Origin of the sequence: Sphaerotilus montanus (genome assembly GCF_013410775.1) — a bacterium.
GTDB lineage: Bacteria > Pseudomonadota > Gammaproteobacteria > Burkholderiales > Burkholderiaceae_C > Sphaerotilus > Sphaerotilus montanus.
This window is the reverse complement of record NZ_JACCFH010000001.1, coordinates 1587695-1605422: the sequence shown is the minus strand read 5'-3', so window position 1 is coordinate 1605422 and position 17728 is coordinate 1587695. Positions and strand designations below refer to the sequence as shown.

Below are 17728 nucleotides of genomic sequence, written 5' to 3'. Positions count from 1 at the left end.
GCTGAAATGGGCTGGAAACGGTTCCACCATTCTGGGGCGTAATCTTCGTGTAACCCAGTGCGGTGTTCTCGCCAAAGGGGCATCCGGCGATCCTGGGCAGGGACCGGACCGCGCCAGGCAGATCCTGTATTGCGCAACAGCACTGCAAAAAAGTACAAACATGTACTTTGCTGTCATTGATCATGGAAAACACCAACCTCTCTGTGCAATCGAGTACATGAAGACGCGATGCCAGTATCGAGAACAGCATCACGGCACGTCTATCGTTGCGCCTGTCGATCGGTTCCTTGTTCCACCCCCAAGAGGAGACACCCCATGAAGCTGACGCTCAAAGCATCCCTGGCCCTGGCCTTCGGTCTCGCCGCCGGCCTGACGACGATGGCCCAGGCCGCGACCGAACTCGTCGTCGCCACCGTCAACAACGGCCACATGATCGAAATGCAGAAGCTCACCAAGCATTTCGAATCCGCCAATCCGGACATCAAGGTCAAGTGGGTCACGCTGGAGGAAGGCACGCTGCGCCAGCGCGTGACCACCGACATCGCCACCAAGGGTGGCCAGTTCGACGTGATGACCATCGGCATGTACGAAACCCCGATCTGGGGCAAGAAGGGCTGGCTGCAGGAACTCAAGACCGACGCCGCCTATGACGCCGACGACATCCTGCCGGCCATGCGCAACGGCCTGTCGGTCGGCGGCAAGATGTACGCCGCTCCGTTCTACGGCGAAAGCTCGATGCTGATGTACCGCAAGGACCTGGCGGACAAGGCCGGCATCACCGTCGCGGCCAACCCGACCTGGGCCGACATCAAGACGCTGGCCAGCAAGATCCACGACCCGAAGAACGGCGTGTACGGCATCTGCCTGCGCGGCAAGCCGGGCTGGGGCGACAACATGGCCTTCCTGACCACGCTGGTGAACACCTTCGGCGGCCAGTGGTTCGACATGCAGTGGAAGCCGCAGCTCGAATCGAAGCCCTGGAAGGACGCGATCACGTTCTATGTCGACCTGCTGAAGAACTACGGCCCCCCGGGCTCGTCGGCCAACAGCTTCAACGAGATCCTGGCGCTGTACAACGAAGGCAAGTGCGGCATGTGGATCGACGCGACCATCGCGGCGTCGTTCATCACCGACCCGAAGCAGTCCAAGGTCGCTGACAAGGTGGCCTTCGCGCAAGCGCCGACCATGAACACGCCGAAGGGCGCCAACTGGCTGTGGGCCTGGGCACTGGCCGTTCCGTCGGGCACCAAGAAGCAGGACGCGGCGCAGAAGTTCGTGAGCTGGGCGACCTCGAAGGAGTACATCGAGCTGGTGGCCAAGACCAACGGCTGGGCCGCGGTCCCGACCGGCACCCGCAAGAGCACCTACGCCAACCCGGCGTTCCAGAAGGCCGCCGTCTTCGCCGCGGCTGAAAAGGCCGCCATCGACAGCGCCAACCCGAACGACTCGACGCTGCCGAAGTCGCCGTACGTGGGCGTGCAGTTCGCCGCGATCCCCGAGTTCCAGTCGATCGGTGTGGCGGTGGGCCAGCAGATGAGTGCGGCCCTGGCCGGCAAGACCTCGATCGACGCTGCGCTGAAGGCCAGCCAGACCGCGGCCGAGCGCGAGATGAAGAAGGCCGGCTACTACAAGTAAGCCCGCCCGGCCCGGGTGACGCGCGTTGGCGGCCCGGGTTGTTCGACCCTCTCCCTGTGGTGAGGTGAGACCCGCCGGCGGGCGTGGCGGCACCGGATCCTTCTGGTGCCGCCACGCCCCCACCGGCCTTGCACACGGGTGACAGCCCCCATGAACCGATTCCTGCCCCGCGCCCTGATGGCGCCCGCTGTCGTCACGCTCTTCCTGTGGATGATCGTGCCGCTGGTGATGACGATCTATTTCAGCGTCATCCGCTACAACCTCATGCAGCCCGAAGCCACCGGCTTCATCGGGCTCGAGAACTTCGAATACTTCATCACCGACCCGTCGTTCTCGACCTCGGTGGTCAACACGCTGCTGCTGCTGGGCAGCGTGATCCTCATCACCGTGGGGATGGGCATCGGGATCGCGCTGCTGATCGACGATCCCTTCCCCGGCCGCGGCCTGGTGCGCATCCTGCTGATCAGTCCGTTCTTCGTCATGCCGACGGTGAACGCGCTGCTGTGGAAGCACATGATGATGAACCCGATCTACGGCGTGCTCGCCCAGGTCTGGATCTTCTTCGGCGCACAGCCCGTGGACTGGCTGACCGACTTCCCGCTGCTGAGCGTGATCATCATGGTGTCGTGGCAGTGGCTGCCGTTCGCCACACTGATCTTCATCACGTCGCTGCAGAGCATGGACCGCGACCAGCTCGAAGCCTCGCGCATGGATGGTGCGACCTACCTGCAGCAGCTGCGCTACCTCTACCTGCCGCACCTCGGCCGCTCGGTCGCGGTGGTGGTGATGATCGAGATGATCTTCCTGCTGAGCGTGTTCGCCGAGATCTACACGACCACCGGCGGCGGCCCCGGCGACGCCAGCACCAACATGGCCTTCCTGATCTTCAAGCAGGCACTGCTGAACTTCGACGCCGGTGTGGCCTCGGCGGGGGCGCTGTTCGCGGTGGTGCTGGCCAACATCGCGGCGGCCTTCCTGATCCGCATGGTCGGCAAGAACCTCGACAAATGACGACGACAACCTGACCCGCACGCATCATGTCCAGAGCCCCCACTTTCACGCCCGCCCTCGCGGTGCGCACCGTCGTCGCCTGGCTGGTGACGCTGCTCCTGTTCTTCCCGCTCGGCTGGCTGGTGCTGACCGCGTTCAAGACCGAGCTGCAGGCGATCTCCGTGCCGCCGCTGCTGTTCTTCACACCGACGCTGGAGAACTTCCACGAGGTGCAGGAACGCAGCGACTACCTGCTCTACGCCCAGAACTCGCTGGTCACCAGCGTGGCTTCGACGGTGCTGGGTCTGCTGCTGGCGGCCCCGGCGGCGTACTCGATGGCCTTCTTCAAGGGCCCGCACACCAAGGACGTGCTGATGTGGATGCTGTCCACGAAGATGATGCCGGCGGTGGGTGCGCTGATGCCGATCTACGTGCTGGCGCAGTGGTCGGGCCTGCTCGACACGCAGCTCGGGCTGATCATCATCTTCACGCTGAGCAACCTGCCGATCATGGTCTGGATGCTGTACTCGGGCTACAAGGACATCCCGCCCGAGATCCTGGAAGCCGCGCGCATGGACGGCGCGACGCTGTGGCAGGAGTTCCGCCAGGTGCTGCTGCCGCTGTCGCTGGGCGGGCTGGCGTCCACGGGGCTGCTGTGCCTGGTGCTGAGCTGGAACGAGGCGTTCTGGAGCCTCACGCTCAGCGCGGCCAAGGCCGGCACGCTCGCCGCGCTGATCGCCAGCTACTCCAGTCCGGAAGGGCTGTTCTGGGCCAAGTTGTCGGCGGCCTCGCTGATGGCCATCGCGCCCATCGTCGTGTTCGGCTGGTTCAGCCAGAAGCAACTGGTGCAAGGTCTGACCTTCGGCGCCGTCAAGTAAGAGACATCCATGGCCTACCTCCAACTCCAAGGCATCGAGAAATTCTTCGGTGAGCACCGCGCGATCAAGGGCATCGACCTGTCGATCGAGCAAGGCGAGTTCGTCGTCTTCGTCGGCCCGTCCGGCTGCGGCAAGTCGACGCTGCTGCGCCTGATCGCCGGGCTGGAGCGCATCGACGGCGGCAAGCTGCTGCTCGACGGCCGCGACATCACGCACCTGCCGTCCAGCCAGCGCGATCTCGCGATGGTCTTCCAGAGCTACGCGCTCTACCCGCACATGAGCGTCTACGAGAACATGAGCTTCGCGCTCAAGCTCGCTGGCGTCGACCCCAAGGTGATCCGCGAGAAGGTCGAGCGCGCGGCGAAGATCCTCAACCTGACCACCTACCTCGACCGCACGCCCAAGGCCCTGTCCGGCGGCCAGCGCCAGCGCGTGGCGATCGGCCGCGCCATCGTGCGGGCGCCGAAGGTGTTCCTGTTCGACGAGCCGCTGTCCAACCTCGACGCGGCGCTGCGCGGCCAGACGCGGGTCGAGATCGCCAAGCTGCACCGCGACCTGGGCGCGACCACGATCTACGTGACCCACGACCAGGTGGAGGCCATGACGCTGGCCGACCGCATCGTCGTGCTGCGCGACGGGGTGATCGAGCAGGTCGGCACGCCGCTGGAGCTGTACGACAAGCCGGCGAACCAGTTCGTCGCGCAGTTCATCGGCTCGCCGCAGATGAACGTCATCGAAGGCAAGCATGTGCCGACGGTGCCGGGTGTGCCGGCGGGCGGGTTCCTCGGGCTGCGACCGGAGGACGTGACGCTGCAGCCGGCCGCACAAGCCACCGGCGGGCTGCCGGGCACGGTCGAACTGGTCGAGTCGCTCGGCGCCGAGACGCTGATCTACGTGACCACCGACAGCGGCGCGCAACTGGTCTCGCGCCAGGCCACGCGCTCGTCGCTGCGCAACGGCGACCGCGTCGGCATCGTCGTCGAGGCCGCCAACGCGCACCGCTTCGATGCGCAGGGCCGTGCCGCCCGCGCGGTGTGAACCGGGGGAACCGCATGAACCAGGCATTCCAGGGAAAAGTCGCCGCCGTCACCGGATCGGCCTCGGGCATCGGCCGCGCCAGCGCCGAGGCGCTGCTGGCGGGTGGCGCGCGTGTCGTGCTGGTCGACCGTGACGCCGCCGGGCTGGCCGCGATGCAGGCGCAGCACGGCGACGCGGTCATCCCGCTGCAGCTCGACCTGCTCGATGCGGCGCAGTGCAAGTCGCTGGTGCCGCGGGTGCTCGAACTCGCCGGCCGGCTCGACATCCTGCACGCCAACGCGGGCCTGTACGTCGGCGGCGATCTGGTGGACGCGGACACCGACGCGATCGACCGGATGCTGCACCTGAACATCAACGTCGTGATGAAGAACGTCCGCGACGTGCTGCCGCACATGATCGCGCGCGGCTCGGGCGACATCCTTGTCACCAGCTCGCTCGCGGCGCATTACCCGACGCCGTGGGAGCCCGTCTACGCCTCGTCGAAGTGGGCGATCGACTGCTTCGTGCAGACGACGCGCCGGCAGGTCTTCAAGCACGGCATCCGCGTCGGCGCGATCTCGCCGGGGCCGGTGATGACGGGGCTGCTCGCCGACTGGCCGGCGGACAAGCTGGCCGAGGCGCGGGCGTCCGGCAGCCTGCTCGACCCGGCTGAGGTCGGCGAAGTCATCACCTTCATGCTGACCCGGCCGCGGGGCATGACGATCCGCGACGTCGTGATGATGCCCAGCAACTTCGATCTGTAACCCCTCACCGACACGACGCACCACCATGAACGTCATCCTGCACCTCGGCCTGGGTTCGTTCCACCGCGCCCACCTGGCTGTCTACCTGCACGCGCTGATCCAGACCGGCGACACCGCGTGGCAACTCGCGGGCGGCAACACCCGCCCCGACATGGCCGAGACGATGGCCGCGCTGGCCGCCCAGGGCGGCGCCTACACGCTGGAGACCATTTCCCCGGCGGGCGAGCACCGCTACGAGCGCGTCACCTCGATCCGCCAGGTCATCCCGTACACGTCCGACCTCGCCGGCCTCGTCGCGCAAGGGGCGAGCGCCGACACGAAGATCATCTCCTTCACCGTCACCGAAGCCGGCTACTACCTCGATGCGCACAACCGCCTCGACCTCGCCACCTTCGCTGATCTGCGCGCCGACCTCGACGCCGCGCGCGCGGGCCAGCCCGGCTCGACGATCTACGCCGCGCTGACCGCCATCCTGCGCGCCCGCATGGCGAGTGGCGCGGGTCCGGTGACGCTGCTCAACTGCGACAACCTGCGCCACAACGGCGACCGCTCGCGCGGCGGGTTGCTGCAGTTCATCGAACTCATTGGCGACGCCGCGCTGCTCGACTGGGTGCAGACGAACACCACCAGCCCGAACGCGATGGTCGACCGCATCACCCCGCGTCCGACCCCCGACGTGCGCGAGCGCGTGCTGGCGGCGACCGGCGTCGATGACCCCGCTGCGCTGATGGGCGAGAGCTTCATCCAGTGGGTCATCGAGGACCGCTTCATCGCCGGCCGCCCCGCGTGGGAGACCGTCGGCGTCGAGATGGTGCAGTCCGTCGATGCCTACGAGGAAGCCAAGATCCGCCTGCTCAACGCGACGCACTCGTGCATCGCCTGGGCGGGCACGCTGGTCGGCTACCTCTACATCCACGAGGGCACGCACGATCCGGTGATCCGCCAGATGGCGTTCGACTACGTCACCGACGACACCATCCCCGTGCTCGACACGCCCGAGCACCCGTGCCCGATCCACCTGCCGACCTACCGCGACGTGGTGCTCGACCGCTTCGGCAACCCGGCGATCTGCGACACCAACCAGCGCGTCGCGATGGACGGCTTCAGCAAGATCCCCGGCTTCATCGCGCCGACGATCCGCGAGCGGCTGGCGCAGGGCGCGACGATCGACAGCGTGGCGATGCTGCCGGCGCTGTTCCTGGCCTACCTGCAGCGCTGGCATCAGGGACTGATCCCCTACACCTACCAGGACCAGGCGATGGACCCGGCGGTGGCGCACGCGGTCTGCGAGGCGGCGGACCCGGTCGCTGCTTTCTGCGCCGACCGGCCGCTGTGGGGCGATCTGGCGGGGGATGCGCGGCTGGTGGCGGCGGTGCGCGGGGCGGGCGAGCGGGTGGCGCGCTTCGTGGCGGAACACAACGGGACCGCTGCCCGATAAGCTCCGGCCATGCCCGCCAAGCCCCGCTCCACGCCCCGCCAGATCAAGCCTGAACTGGAGCACGACTACGCCCGCTCGCCCGACCTGGGCTACGAGGCGCCGGGCGAAGCCGGGTTCATCCGCTGTCTGGCGCACGGGTTTCCGACGCCGCTGGCGCGCTGGCACTACCACGACGAGTACGAGCTGCACCTGATCACCAGCACCTCGGGCAAGGCGTTCGTGGGCGACTGGATCGGCCAGTTCCAGCCCGGCCACCTCGTGCTGACCGGGCCGCGCCTGCCGCACAACTGGCTGTCGATGGACCTGCCCGAAGGGGGCGTGCCCGAGCGGGATCTGGTGATCCAGTTCCACCACGAGCCGCTGACCCGTTCGGCGGCAACGATCCCCGAGCTGGCCGAGGTGCTGCCGCTGCTGGAGCGGGCGCGGCACGGCATCGAGTTCTTCGGCATGGGCGAGCGCGCCCAGCAGCACTGGCACCGCGTCAAGGCCGGCCGTGGGCTGCGCCGCTTCACGGCGTTCTGCGACTTCCTGTGCGACCTCTCGGCGAGCACCGACTACCGGCTGCTGTCGAACGTGCAGATGCAGAGCATCGACGACGACGACTCGCTCGACCAGATCGACGCGGTCGTCAGCCGCATCACCGACAACCTCTCGCAGCCCTTCTCGGCGGCCGACATCGCCACCGAACTCGGCATGAGCGAAAGCCGCTTCAGCCGCTTCTTCCGCCGCGCCACCGGCAACACCTTCACCGACTTCGTCAACCGCGTGCGCATCAACCGCGCCTGCCAGTTGCTGATGGAGTCGGACCGGCTGATCACCCACATCTGCTACGAAGTCGGCTTCAACAACGTCGCCAACTTCAACCGCCGCTTCCTGGAAATCAAGGGCATGACCCCGAGCGAGTTCCGCAAGCAGGCGGACAACCGCTTCGGAACCCTCTCATGTACCTAGGCATCGATCTCGGCACGTCCGAAGTCAAGTTCCTGCTGCTCGACGCGCAGCACCAGATCCACGCCGTCGTCGGTGAGCCGCTGACCGTGCAGCGCCCGCAGCCGCTGTGGAGCGAGCAGGCGCCCGGCGAGTGGTGGGCGGCGACCGAGCGGGCGATGCAGCGGCTGAAGGCCGAACACGGCGCGGCGCTGGCGCAGGTCCGTGCGATCGGGCTGTCCGGGCAGATGCACGGCGCGGTGCTGATGGACGCGGCGGGCGAGGTGCTGCGGCCGGCGATCCTGTGGAACGACGGGCGCAGCGGGGCTGAGTGTGTGGAGCTGGAGGCGGCGTGTCCGCGGCTGCACGACATCGCCGGCAACCTCGCGATGCCGGGGTTCACGGCGCCGAAGCTGCTGTGGGTCCGCAAGCATGAGCCGGACCTCTTCGCCCGCACGGCGACCGTGCTGCTGCCCAAGGACTGGCTGCGCTTCATGCTCACCGGCGAGCGCGTCGGCGAGATGAGCGACGCGGCGGGGACGCTGTGGCTGGATGTCGCCGAGCGGCGCTGGTCGGCCGAGGTGCTGGCCGCGTGTGGCATGACCGAGGTGCAGATGCCGAGGCTGGTCGAGGGCAGCGAAGTGTCGGGCGTGCTCAAGGCGGAGCTGGCCGCGCGCTGGGGTTTGCCGGCGGGTGTGGTGATCGCGGGCGGTGGGGGCGACAACGCGGCGAGCGCGGTCGGCATCGGCGCGGTGCGGCCGGGCGAGGGCTTTGTCTCGCTGGGCACGTCGGGCGTGATCTTCCTGACCAGCGACCGTTTCCGCCCGAACCCGGCCAGCGCGATGCACGCCTTCTGCCACGCGCTGCCCGGCACCTGGCACCAGATGAGCGTGATGCTCAGCGCCGCCAACGGCCTGCGCTGGGTCACGCACCTCGTCGGCGCGGCGAGCGAGGCGGCGCTGCTCGAACAGGTCGCGCAACTGACGCCGCAGCAACGCGCACGCGCCCCGCTGTTCCTGCCCTACCTCAACGGCGAGCGCACGCCGCACAACAACCCGCACGCGCAGGGCTGCTTCTTCGGGCTGACGAACGACCATGACGCGGCGGCGCTCGGGTATGCGGTGGTCGAGGGCGTGACCTTCGGGCTGCTGGACGGGTGGCACTCGCTGGGTGTGCAGCCGGGGGAGGTGGAGAGCCTGTCGCTGGTCGGCGGCGGGGCGCGCAGCGCGCTGTGGGCGCAACTGCTGGCGAGCGCGATCGGGGTGCCGATGGTGACGCGGCGGGGGGGCGAGGCCGGCGGGGCGCTGGGGGCGGCGCGGCTGGCTTGGCTGGCGGATGGGGGGGCGGTGGAGGAGGTCTGCCGGGCGCCGCAGGTGGCGGCGACGTTTGCGCCGGATGCGGCCGAGGCGGCAGTGCTGGGGCCGAGGCATGCGCGGTTCAAGGCGCTGTACCGGGCGGTGGAAGGGCTGTTTCCCACGGCGTGACACGTCCTGTGTAAGTGTGCAGAGGGTCTGCATCCAGGTTGGCAACCTCGCAGGCAACGGCATGAAAAAACCATGGATTGACAAGGAGTTGCCTGTGCCATGATGTTGGCAAATCATGGTCATGCTCTACGACTCCGTCCACCAGTTCGAGCCGCTGCTGCCGTCTGACGCCGCGCAGTCGCCGCTGTTGTCCCAGGCACATGACCTGGCGCGGTCGGCGCTCCTGCTGGCCGGCTCAGCGGTGCCTGGCGAACTGCGCTGTCTGCTGCGCAGCATGACCTCGTACTACTCCAACCGCATCGAGGGCCAGCACACGCGGCCGTTCGAGATCGAGCAGGCGCTGCGGCGCGACTTTTCCGCCAACCGGGAACTGGCCGCCCGGCAGCGGCTGGCGGTGGCGCACATCGAGACCGAGGCGGTGCTGGAGTCGCGCTACACCGGCGCTGACGGCGTCCGGCGGCTTTACAGCCTCGACGCCGTGCAGGACATCCACCGCGAACTGTTCAACCGCCTGCCGACCGAAGACCTGAACCCTGACGCTGGCCCCGTCATCGCACCCGGCATCCTGCGCACCCGCGAGGTCAGCGTCGGCCACCACATCGCCCCGGCGTGGCAGGCGGTGCCGACCTTCCTGACCCGCTGGGCCGAGGTGTACGGCAACACCCGCCGAGGTGAAGCCGCCTTGCTGGCCCTGGCTGCTGCGCACCAGCGGCTGGGCTGGATCCACCCGTTCGTCGATGGCAATGGCCGGGTGATGCGGCTGCACACGCACACGCTGCTGGCAGCGCTGGGCTACACCGGGGGGCTGTGGTCGCCGCTGCGGGGTTTTGCGCGAAGCACCGACCGCTACTACGCGCTGCTGGCGGCGGCGGACGAATCGCGTCGAGGGGACCTGGACGGCCGGGGCAACCTGAGCCAGCGGGCGCTGGTGGACTGGATCGGCTACGTGCTGTCGGTCTGTCAGGACCAGGTGGCATTCATGTCGGGGCTGCTGCGGCTGGGCGACATGGAGCGCCGCATCGCCGCCTGCCTCGCCTTCGAGGAGCAGACGCTGCGCTCGGGTGTCCGGATGGCGGCGCTGCGACCGCTGCACTACCTGTTCGTCACCGATGGGGCGCTGGAGCGCGGCGAGTTCAAGCAGATGACAGGCCTGGGCGAGCGCACGGCGGGGTCGCTGCTGCGGGCGCTGCTGCAGCGGGGCCTGCTGGTCAGCGACACGCCGCAGGGGCGGGTGCGCTTCGGGTTGCCGCTGCATGCGCTGCGGTTCTGCTTTCCGGCGCTGTGGCCGGAGGCTGAGGTGGATGACGGCGATACGCAGCAGGGTGGGGCGGAAGCGTAGGGGGAGACCGTGGCGGCAATCGGCCCGCAAGCGGCGCCTGTTGGTCGCAGACCGAACTGGCCGTGCGCATCAACCTGAGCCAGTCGCGGCTGTCGAAGCTGGAGCAGAACCCGGGGGCGATGACGGTCGAGCAACTGCTGGCGCTGTGTGGCAGCCTGGGGCTGGACCTGACCTTGCAGGTGCGTGGAACGGACGAGCCGGCGACACCGGCCGAGTGGTGATCGTCCTCCAGTCCCTTCTGCCCCTTACTTCGCGTCCACCAACGCCCCGATGTCCAGCAACGTCAACTCGTTGTCATCCGGCTTGCCGATCTGCCGCCCCGACGAGAACGGAAAGTTGTTGTCGTTGACGACGACGATGTGCCGCGTGTCCACCACCGTCAGTCCTTCGGGGCCGAGGTGCGGCAGCACGAAGACGTCCTCGTTCGGGCCGACCTTGGCCAGCCGCTTCGGGTTGGCGATCTTCGTCAGGTCGATGAAGGCGACCTTGCGCACGAAGCCGTCGGCGTCGGTCTGGGCCAGGTCGATCTTGTAGATCCGCTTGAAGCGGGCCGGGCGGGTGAAGCAGTCGGTGCGCGGCGCGTCCGGGCAGCCGGGGCCGGCGCCTTCGCTGGCGTCGTCGCGCTCGATGACCAGACCGGTGGTGGCGTCCAGCATCTGGAAATCGGCGGCGACATGACCGGCCGCCTCGAAGCGGTACTTCCACTGCTGCGCGCCATAGCGCCGGCTGGCCACGTCCAGCGACAGGATGCGGGTGAAGGGCTTGCCGTCGTGCTGCTCCTGCGCCTTGGTCGCTGCGTCCCACAGCGGCCATTCGAACATCGGGTGGAGCGTGCGGCCGTCCTTCGACAGCGCCATCGGCTCGAACCCGCCCGAGCGGCGCACGTCCCAGGTGCCCGCGTCGCCGGGGTAGTTCGGCAGGCGGCCCATTCCGTAGTGGTCCGGGCTGCGGTAGGTCTTGTCGCCGACCGTCGCCTCGATCAGGCCGAGCGCCTTGCCCTGCGCATCGAAGCGGACCACGTAGGGGCCGAACTCGTCGCCGATCCACCACTCGTTGCCCACCACCTGGATCGACTCGATGTCCAGGTCGACGCCGGTCAGGTAGCGCTCGCGCGTGGCCTCGTTCTGGATGGCGAACGGGATCTTGCGGTCCGGGTCGTGCAGGAAGGTGGTGTGCGTGCGCTTGACCTGGCCGGTCGTCCAGTCCGCCTGCAGCCGGTGGACCATCAGCAGCGCGTCCTGCGAGTTGACCTTGCTGCCGAAGCCGTTGTCGGTGAGCGCGAGGAACGTGTCCTTGCCGAGCGCCACGATGCCGGAGAAGCCCTGCACCGACTGCCCCTGCACCGGCAGTGCACCACCCGAGGCCCGCGGGTACTTCGGATCGCCGACGAAGGTGTTGGCCGGCACGCTGCCGAGCGCTTCGCTGCGCAGGCGGCTGGCGGCGCTGAACTTGCCGGCGGTGGCGAAGAACGGGCCGGCGTCCCGCGGGGCGCGCACGGTCGTGTCATGCGGCACCAGCGCGTGGCCGGCGAGCACGGCGGTGACCTCGGTCTGGGCGCGCACGCGCGGCGCGGCGAGCAGCGACAGGCCGGCCACCAGCAGCACGACGGGCCAATGCGGCGGCAACCGGGGCGGAAAATCGGGCGGGAAGGACATGGCGGACTCCTGAGGCAACGGTGCGCGGCAATCTAGGCCGCCCCGGTGACCGGGCGGTGACCAGCCCGTGACGCAGCGGGCCGCCGTGGTGCGGTCACCACCTGTGAACCTTGTCACGTCCTGATCACGCCGCGCGCGTAGTGTCCGGGCAACCTCCGCCCCTTGCCCCACAGGACACCCCATGAGCCCAGCCCGCCGTTCCGATGCCGCGTCCGATGTCAGCCAACCCGTCGCCGGCCGGCGGACCTTCGTGCGCGACCTGGCCCTCGGCGGGCTGGCGCTGGGCTCGCTCGGTCTGAGCGGCTGCGGCGGCGGCGGCGATGACGCAGCGGCACCGGCCGTGGTCGTGCCCACCGTCAGCTACGCGCACGGGGTGGCCAGCGGCGATCCGCTCTCCGACCGCGTCATCCTCTGGACCCGCCTGACCACCGCCGAGACCAGCGCCGTCACCGTCGCCTGGGAAGTGGCCACCAGCGCCGCGTTCACCACCCTCGTCGCCAGCGGCACCACCACCACCGACGCCAGCCGCGACTGGACCGTCAAGGTCGACGCCACCGGCCTGCAGCCGGGCACGCGCTACTGGTACCGCTTCAAGGTCGGCACCCAGACCTCGCCCGTCGGCCGCGCCCGCACGCTGCCGGTCGGCGCGGTCAGCCAGGTGCGGCTGGCGGTGTTCTCCTGCGCGCACTACGGGGCGGGTTACTTCAACGTCTACGCCGCGGCCGCGCAGCGCGACGATCTGGACGCGGCGCTGCACCTTGGCGACTACCTCTATGAATACGGCCGCGACGGCTACGCCAACGAACAGGCCGCCGCGCTCGGCCGCCTCGCCCTGCCGGCGACCGAGCTGCTGACGCTGGCCGACTACCGCCAGCGCCACGCCCAGGTCCGCGCCGACGCCGACCTGCAGGCGCTGCATGCCGCCGTGCCGATGATCGCCGTGTGGGACGACCATGAGATCGCCAACGACACGTGGCGCGATGGCGCCGAGAACCACACCACCGCCACCGAAGGCGCCTTCGCCGACCGCCGCGCCGCCGCCGTGCAGGCCTGGCACGAATGGCTGCCGGTGCGCACCGGCGCGGACCGGCTGTCGATCTACCGCAGCTTCGCGTTCGGTGACCTGCTGGCGCTGCACATGCTCGACACCCGCGTGCTCGCCCGCGACCAGCAGCTCGACTACGCCAACTTCCTCACCGCCACCGGCCTGAACGCCGCGGCGTTCACCTCGGCGATGAGCGACCCGGCGCGGCAGGTGCTCGGCACGGCGCAGTCCGGCTGGCTGCAGACGCAGATGAGCAGCTCGACCGCGACCTGGCAGGTGCTCGGGCAGCAGGTGCTGATGGGCCGCATGCACATCCCGGCGCCGATCCTGCTGGACGCGCTGGTGCCGGGCTCGGGCGTCAGCGTCTCGGCCTACGCCGCGATCGTCAACAAGGCCCGCACCGCGCCGGCCACACTCACGGTGGTCGAACAAGCGGTCCTCGCGCAGCCGAGCGTGCCGTACAACCTGGACGCCTGGGACGGCTACCCGGTGGCGCGCGAGACCCTGCTCGGCACGGCCCGGGTGCTGAACAAGAACCTCGTCGTGCTGGCCGGCGACACGCACAACGCCTGGGCCAGCGACCTGCAGGACGCCAGCGGCAATGCGATCGGCGTCGAGTTCGCGACCAGCTCGGTGACCTCGCCGGGCTTCGAGACCGTGCTGCCGAACGAGAACCCGGCTGCGCTCGCCGCGGGTCTGACCGAGCTGATCGGGCCGCTGGTCTACGCCGACACGGCGCGCCGCGGCTACCTCGTCGTCACGGCCACGCCGGCCGAGTGCTGCGCGGACTGGGTGTACGTCAGCACGGTGGCGTCGCGGACGTACACGACGGTGTCGGACAAGGCGCTGCGGGTGCTGCCGGGGGTGGGGAATCGGAAGATCGTGGCGGTCTGACCGTCATGCCCGCGCAGGCGGGCACCCACGCAGTCCATCGGCGGTGGTGGACTGCGTGGGCCCTCGCGTTCGCGAGGGTGACGGAGGTGGTGTCAAGCGCGCCAAACCGCCATCAACCCACCCCACTTGACCCGCACCTTGGCCAGATTCCCCTCCTTCACCCGCCCATACCCCCGAATCTCCTCCGGCACCCGCGCAATCTCCACCGCCGCCCCCAGCCGCTCCGCTGACAGACGCCCCAGCACCTCCTCGATCGCCGCCCGGTACTCGCCGACCAGCGCCCGCTCGGTGCGCCGCTCCTCGGTCCGGCCGAACGGGTCGAACGCCGTGCCGCGCAGCCCCTTCAGCTTCGCCAGCCAAGGCATGGCCTTGTGCATCCACGGCCCGAACGCCTGCTTGACCGCATTCCCTTGCGCGTCGGTCTTGCCCAGCAGCGGTGGCGCGAGGTGGTGGACGAGCTTGAATTCACCCTCGAACATCGCCCCGATCTGCGCCGCAAACGCCGGGTCGCTGTGCAGCCGGGCGACCTCGTACTCGTCCTTGTAGGCCATCAGCTTGAACAGGTAGCGGGCCACCGCCTCGGTCAGCTTCGTGCTCGACAGCGGCGCCTCGGTCGTGCGCACCTTGGCGACAAACGCGCGGTACTCGTCGGCATAGGCCGCGTTCTGATACCCGGTGAGGAACTCGACCCGCTTGGCGATCACCTCGTCGAGCGACGGGCGCTTGACGATCTGGATCACCTGCTGCGCCGCGAACAGGCTGCGCACGCCCGCCATGTCATGCGCGCAGCGGCGGCCCCAGTCGAACGCCGCCTGGTTGTTCGCCACCTGCACGCCGTTCAGCTCCATCGCCTTCAGGATCGCCGCCCGGCTCAGCGGGATGCGGCCCTTCTGCCACGCGAAGCCCATCAGCAGCGGGTTGGCGTAGATCGAGTCGCCGAGCAGTTGCGAGGCGGCCTGCTCCGCGTCGAACGCGCCCAGCCCGTCCGCGCCGACCGCCGCCGTCAGCGCCGTGTCGCAGTTGCCGGCCGGAAACTGCCAATCCGGGTTGTGGACAAACCCCGCCGTCGGCGCCCCGTGGCTGTTCAGCGCGACAAACGTGCGCCCACTCTGCATCGTGGCCAGCGTCGCCTTGTTCGCGCCGACGATCGGGTCGCAGGCGATCACCAGGTCGGCGCGGGCGATGTCCACCTTGGTGGTGTGGATCGCGTCCGGGCGGTTGGCGATCTGGATGTGGCTCCAGGTCGCGCCGCCTTTCTGCGCGAGGCCGCCCGCGTCCTGCGTGACGACGCCCTTGCCTTCGAGGTGCGCGGCCATGCCCAGCACCTGCCCGATCGTGATCACGCCCGTGCCGCCGACGCCCGCGACGACGATGCCCCACGCGCTCTCCGCCACCGGCAGCACCGGCTCCGGCAGCGGCGGCAGGGCGCTCAGGTCACCGCGCTGCTCTTTCTTCGGCTTCTTGAGCTGCCCGCCCTCGACCGTGACGAAGCTCGGGCAGAAGCCCTTCACGCACGAAAAATCCTTGTTGCACGAGTTCTGGTTGATGCGCCGCTTGCGGCCGAACTCGGTCTCGACCGGCTCGACGCTCAGGCAGTTGCTCTGCGTCGAACAATCGCCGCAGCCCTCGCAGACCAGCTCGTTGATGACGACGCGCTTCTCCGGGTCGGCCATCGTGCCGCGCTTCCTGCGGCGCCGCTTCTCGGTCGCACAGGTCTGGTCGTAGATGATCGCCGTCGTGCCCTTCAGCTCGCGGAACTGGCGCTGCACCGCGTCGAGTTCATCGCGGTGGTGCACCGTCACCCCCGGCGACAGCGCGACCCCCGCGTACTTCGCCGGCTCGTCGGTGACGATGACCAGCTTCGCCACGCCCTCGGCGAGGAGGCTCTGCATGATCTGCAAGACCGAGTGCCCCTCCGGCCGCTCGCCGACACGCTGGCCGCCGGTCATCGCCACGGCGTCGTTGTAGAGCAGCTTGTAGGTGATGTTCACGCCCGAGGCGATCGACTGCCGGATGGCGAGCAGGCCGCTGTGGAAATACGTGCCGTCGCCGAGGTTGGCGAAGACGTGCGCGTCGGTGGTGAACGGCGCCTGCCCGACCCAGGCCACGCCCTCGCCGCCCATCTGGCTGAAGGTGACGGTGCTGCGGTCCATCCAGGTCGCCATGTAGTGGCAGCCGATGCCGGCCAGCGCGCGTGAGCCCTCCGGCACGCGGGTGCTGGTGTTGTGCGGACAGCCGCTGCAGAACCACGGCGTCCGATCCCCGACTGCCGCGACCGGTGTCGCCAGCGCCCGCTCCTTCGCGGCGATCACGTCGAGCCGCTGGTCCATGCGCGCCGCGATGTCGGCTGGCACGCCCAGCCGCTTCAGCCGCTTGGCGATCGCCTGGGCGATGATCGCGGGCGTCAGGTCCGCCTTGGCGCGCAGCAGCCAGTTCTGGCTCGGGTTCGGCATCGACCACTCGCCGCCGGTCTGGTCCCCGTCCGGCTCGTCGAACTTGCCGAGCACGTTCGGCCGCACGTCGCTGCGCCAGTTGTACAGCTCCTCCTTGACCTGGTACTCGATGACCTGGCGCTTCTCCTCGACGACGAGGATCTCCTGCAGCCCCTGGGCGAAGTCGCGCGTGATCGTCGCCTCCAGCGGCCAGACCACGTTGACCTTGTGGATGCGGATGCCCAGCGCGCGGCAGGTGTCGTCGTCCAGCCCTAGGTCGATCAGCGCCTGGCGCATGTCGTTGTAGGCCTTGCCGCTGGCGATCAGGCCGAAGCGGTCGTGCGCCGTGGCGACCACGTTGTAGTTCAGCCGGTTGGCGCGCACGTAGGCGAGCGCGGCGTACCACTTGTGGTCCATCAACCGGGCTTCCTGCTCCAGCGGCGCGTCCGGCCAGCGGATGTGCAGCCCGCCCGGCGGCATCTGGAAATCCTCGGGCAGGACGATGTTCACGCGGTCCGGGTCGATGCTCACCGAAGACGACGACTCGACCACTTCCTGGATCGTCTTCATCCCCGCCCAGACGCCCGCATAACGGCTCATCGCCAGCGCGTGCAGCCCCATGTCGAGGATCTCCTGCACCGTGCTCGGGAAGAACACCGGCATGCCGCAGGCCTTGAAGATGTGGTCGCTCTGGTGCGCGGCGGTGCTGCTCTTGCTGATGTGGTCGTCGCCGGCGATGGCGAGCACGCCGCCGTGGCGCGCGGTGCCGGCCATGTTGGCGTGCTTGAACACGTCGCTGCAGCGGTCCACGCCGGGGCCCTTGCCGTACCAGAGGCCGAAGACGCCGTCGTGTTTTTTCGTCTGCGGGAACAGGTCGAGCTGCTGCGTCCCCCAGACCGCGGTGGCGGCGAGTTCCTCGTTCACGCCGGGCTGGAAGACGATGTTCTGCGCGGCGAGGTGTTTTTTCGCGGCCCAGAGCGACTGGTCATACGTGCCGAGCGGCGATCCGCGGTAGCCGCTGATGAAGCCGGCGGTGTCCAGGCCGGCGGCCTTGTCACGCGCCTGCTGCAGCATCGGCAGCCGGACCAGCGCCTGCACGCCGCTCATGAAGGCGCGGCCGTGGCCGAGCGTGTACTTGTCGTCGAGCGTGACCGCGTCGAGCGTGCGGCGGACCGCATCAGGCAAAGGGGCGTTCATCGAAGGGCTCCGGCACGGGCAACCGGACGGGGT

Annotated in this window: 12 protein-coding genes and 1 pseudogene; 11 read left to right on the top strand and 2 right to left on the bottom strand. The window is 69.0% G+C overall.

Going from position 1 to position 17728, the window contains the following annotated elements:
* The first annotated feature begins 315 nt into the window (after nucleotides 1-315).
* The 10 genes and pseudogenes from BDD16_RS07180 to BDD16_RS07135 all read left to right on the top strand — a co-directional run.
* A complete protein-coding gene (locus BDD16_RS07180) occupies nucleotides 316-1635 on the top strand; it encodes an ABC transporter substrate-binding protein (RefSeq protein ID WP_179633314.1) in 1320 nt (439 codons plus the stop codon).
* Between the two features lie 150 nt (nucleotides 1636-1785).
* Nucleotides 1786-2646 carry a carbohydrate ABC transporter permease gene (locus BDD16_RS07175; protein WP_179633313.1) on the top strand — a complete coding sequence of 287 codons (861 nt, stop codon included), beginning with the start codon at nucleotides 1786-1788 and terminating at the stop codon, nucleotides 2644-2646.
* A gap of 26 nt (nucleotides 2647-2672) precedes the next feature.
* Nucleotides 2673-3503: a carbohydrate ABC transporter permease gene (locus BDD16_RS07170; RefSeq protein ID WP_179633312.1), complete on the top strand. Its 831-nt coding sequence runs from the start codon at nucleotides 2673-2675 to the stop codon at nucleotides 3501-3503.
* 9 nt (nucleotides 3504-3512) lie between these two features.
* A complete protein-coding gene (locus tag BDD16_RS07165) occupies nucleotides 3513-4541 on the top strand; it encodes an ABC transporter ATP-binding protein (protein ID WP_179633311.1) in 1029 nt (342 codons plus the stop codon).
* 14 nt (nucleotides 4542-4555) lie between these two features.
* Nucleotides 4556-5284, top strand: a complete 729-nt coding sequence (locus BDD16_RS07160) for an SDR family oxidoreductase (protein WP_179633310.1) — start codon at nucleotides 4556-4558, stop codon at nucleotides 5282-5284.
* Nucleotides 5285-5309: 25 nt separating this feature from the next.
* Complete coding sequence (dalD, locus tag BDD16_RS07155; protein WP_179633309.1) at nucleotides 5310-6722, top strand: D-arabinitol 4-dehydrogenase; 1413 nt, start codon at nucleotides 5310-5312, stop codon at nucleotides 6720-6722.
* 9 nt (nucleotides 6723-6731) lie between these two features.
* Complete coding sequence (locus BDD16_RS07150) at nucleotides 6732-7673, top strand: AraC family transcriptional regulator (protein WP_179633308.1); 942 nt, start codon at nucleotides 6732-6734, stop codon at nucleotides 7671-7673.
* Entirely contained in the window at nucleotides 7664-9133 is a 1470-nt protein-coding gene (gene xylB / locus BDD16_RS07145) for a xylulokinase (protein ID WP_179633307.1), read from the top strand. Before BDD16_RS07150 ends, xylB begins: the two co-directional genes overlap by 10 nt.
* 115 nt (nucleotides 9134-9248) lie before the next feature.
* Nucleotides 9249-10472 carry a Fic family protein gene (locus tag BDD16_RS07140; protein ID WP_179633306.1) on the top strand — a complete coding sequence of 408 codons (1224 nt, stop codon included), beginning with the start codon at nucleotides 9249-9251 and terminating at the stop codon, nucleotides 10470-10472.
* A gap of 53 nt (nucleotides 10473-10525) precedes the next feature.
* Nucleotides 10526-10693: pseudogene (locus BDD16_RS07135) on the top strand (helix-turn-helix domain-containing protein); the annotation flags it as partial.
* A 24-nt stretch (nucleotides 10694-10717) separates the two neighbouring features.
* On the opposite strand, the gene BDD16_RS07130 reads toward BDD16_RS07135, so the two are convergent.
* Nucleotides 10718-12127 carry an esterase-like activity of phytase family protein gene (locus BDD16_RS07130; protein ID WP_179633305.1) on the bottom strand — a complete coding sequence of 470 codons (1410 nt, stop codon included), beginning with the start codon at nucleotides 12125-12127 and terminating at the stop codon, nucleotides 10718-10720.
* A 181-nt stretch (nucleotides 12128-12308) separates the two neighbouring features.
* Here BDD16_RS07130 and BDD16_RS07125 point away from each other — a divergent pair, with 181 nt between their 5' ends.
* Nucleotides 12309-14066: an alkaline phosphatase D family protein gene (locus BDD16_RS07125; RefSeq protein WP_179633304.1), complete on the top strand. Its 1758-nt coding sequence runs from the start codon at nucleotides 12309-12311 to the stop codon at nucleotides 14064-14066.
* Between the two features lie 92 nt (nucleotides 14067-14158).
* Here BDD16_RS07125 and BDD16_RS07120 read toward each other — a convergent pair whose 3' ends face one another.
* Nucleotides 14159-17695 carry an indolepyruvate ferredoxin oxidoreductase family protein gene (locus BDD16_RS07120; RefSeq protein ID WP_179633303.1) on the bottom strand — a complete coding sequence of 1179 codons (3537 nt, stop codon included), beginning with the start codon at nucleotides 17693-17695 and terminating at the stop codon, nucleotides 14159-14161.
* Nucleotides 17696-17728 lie beyond the last annotated feature (33 nt).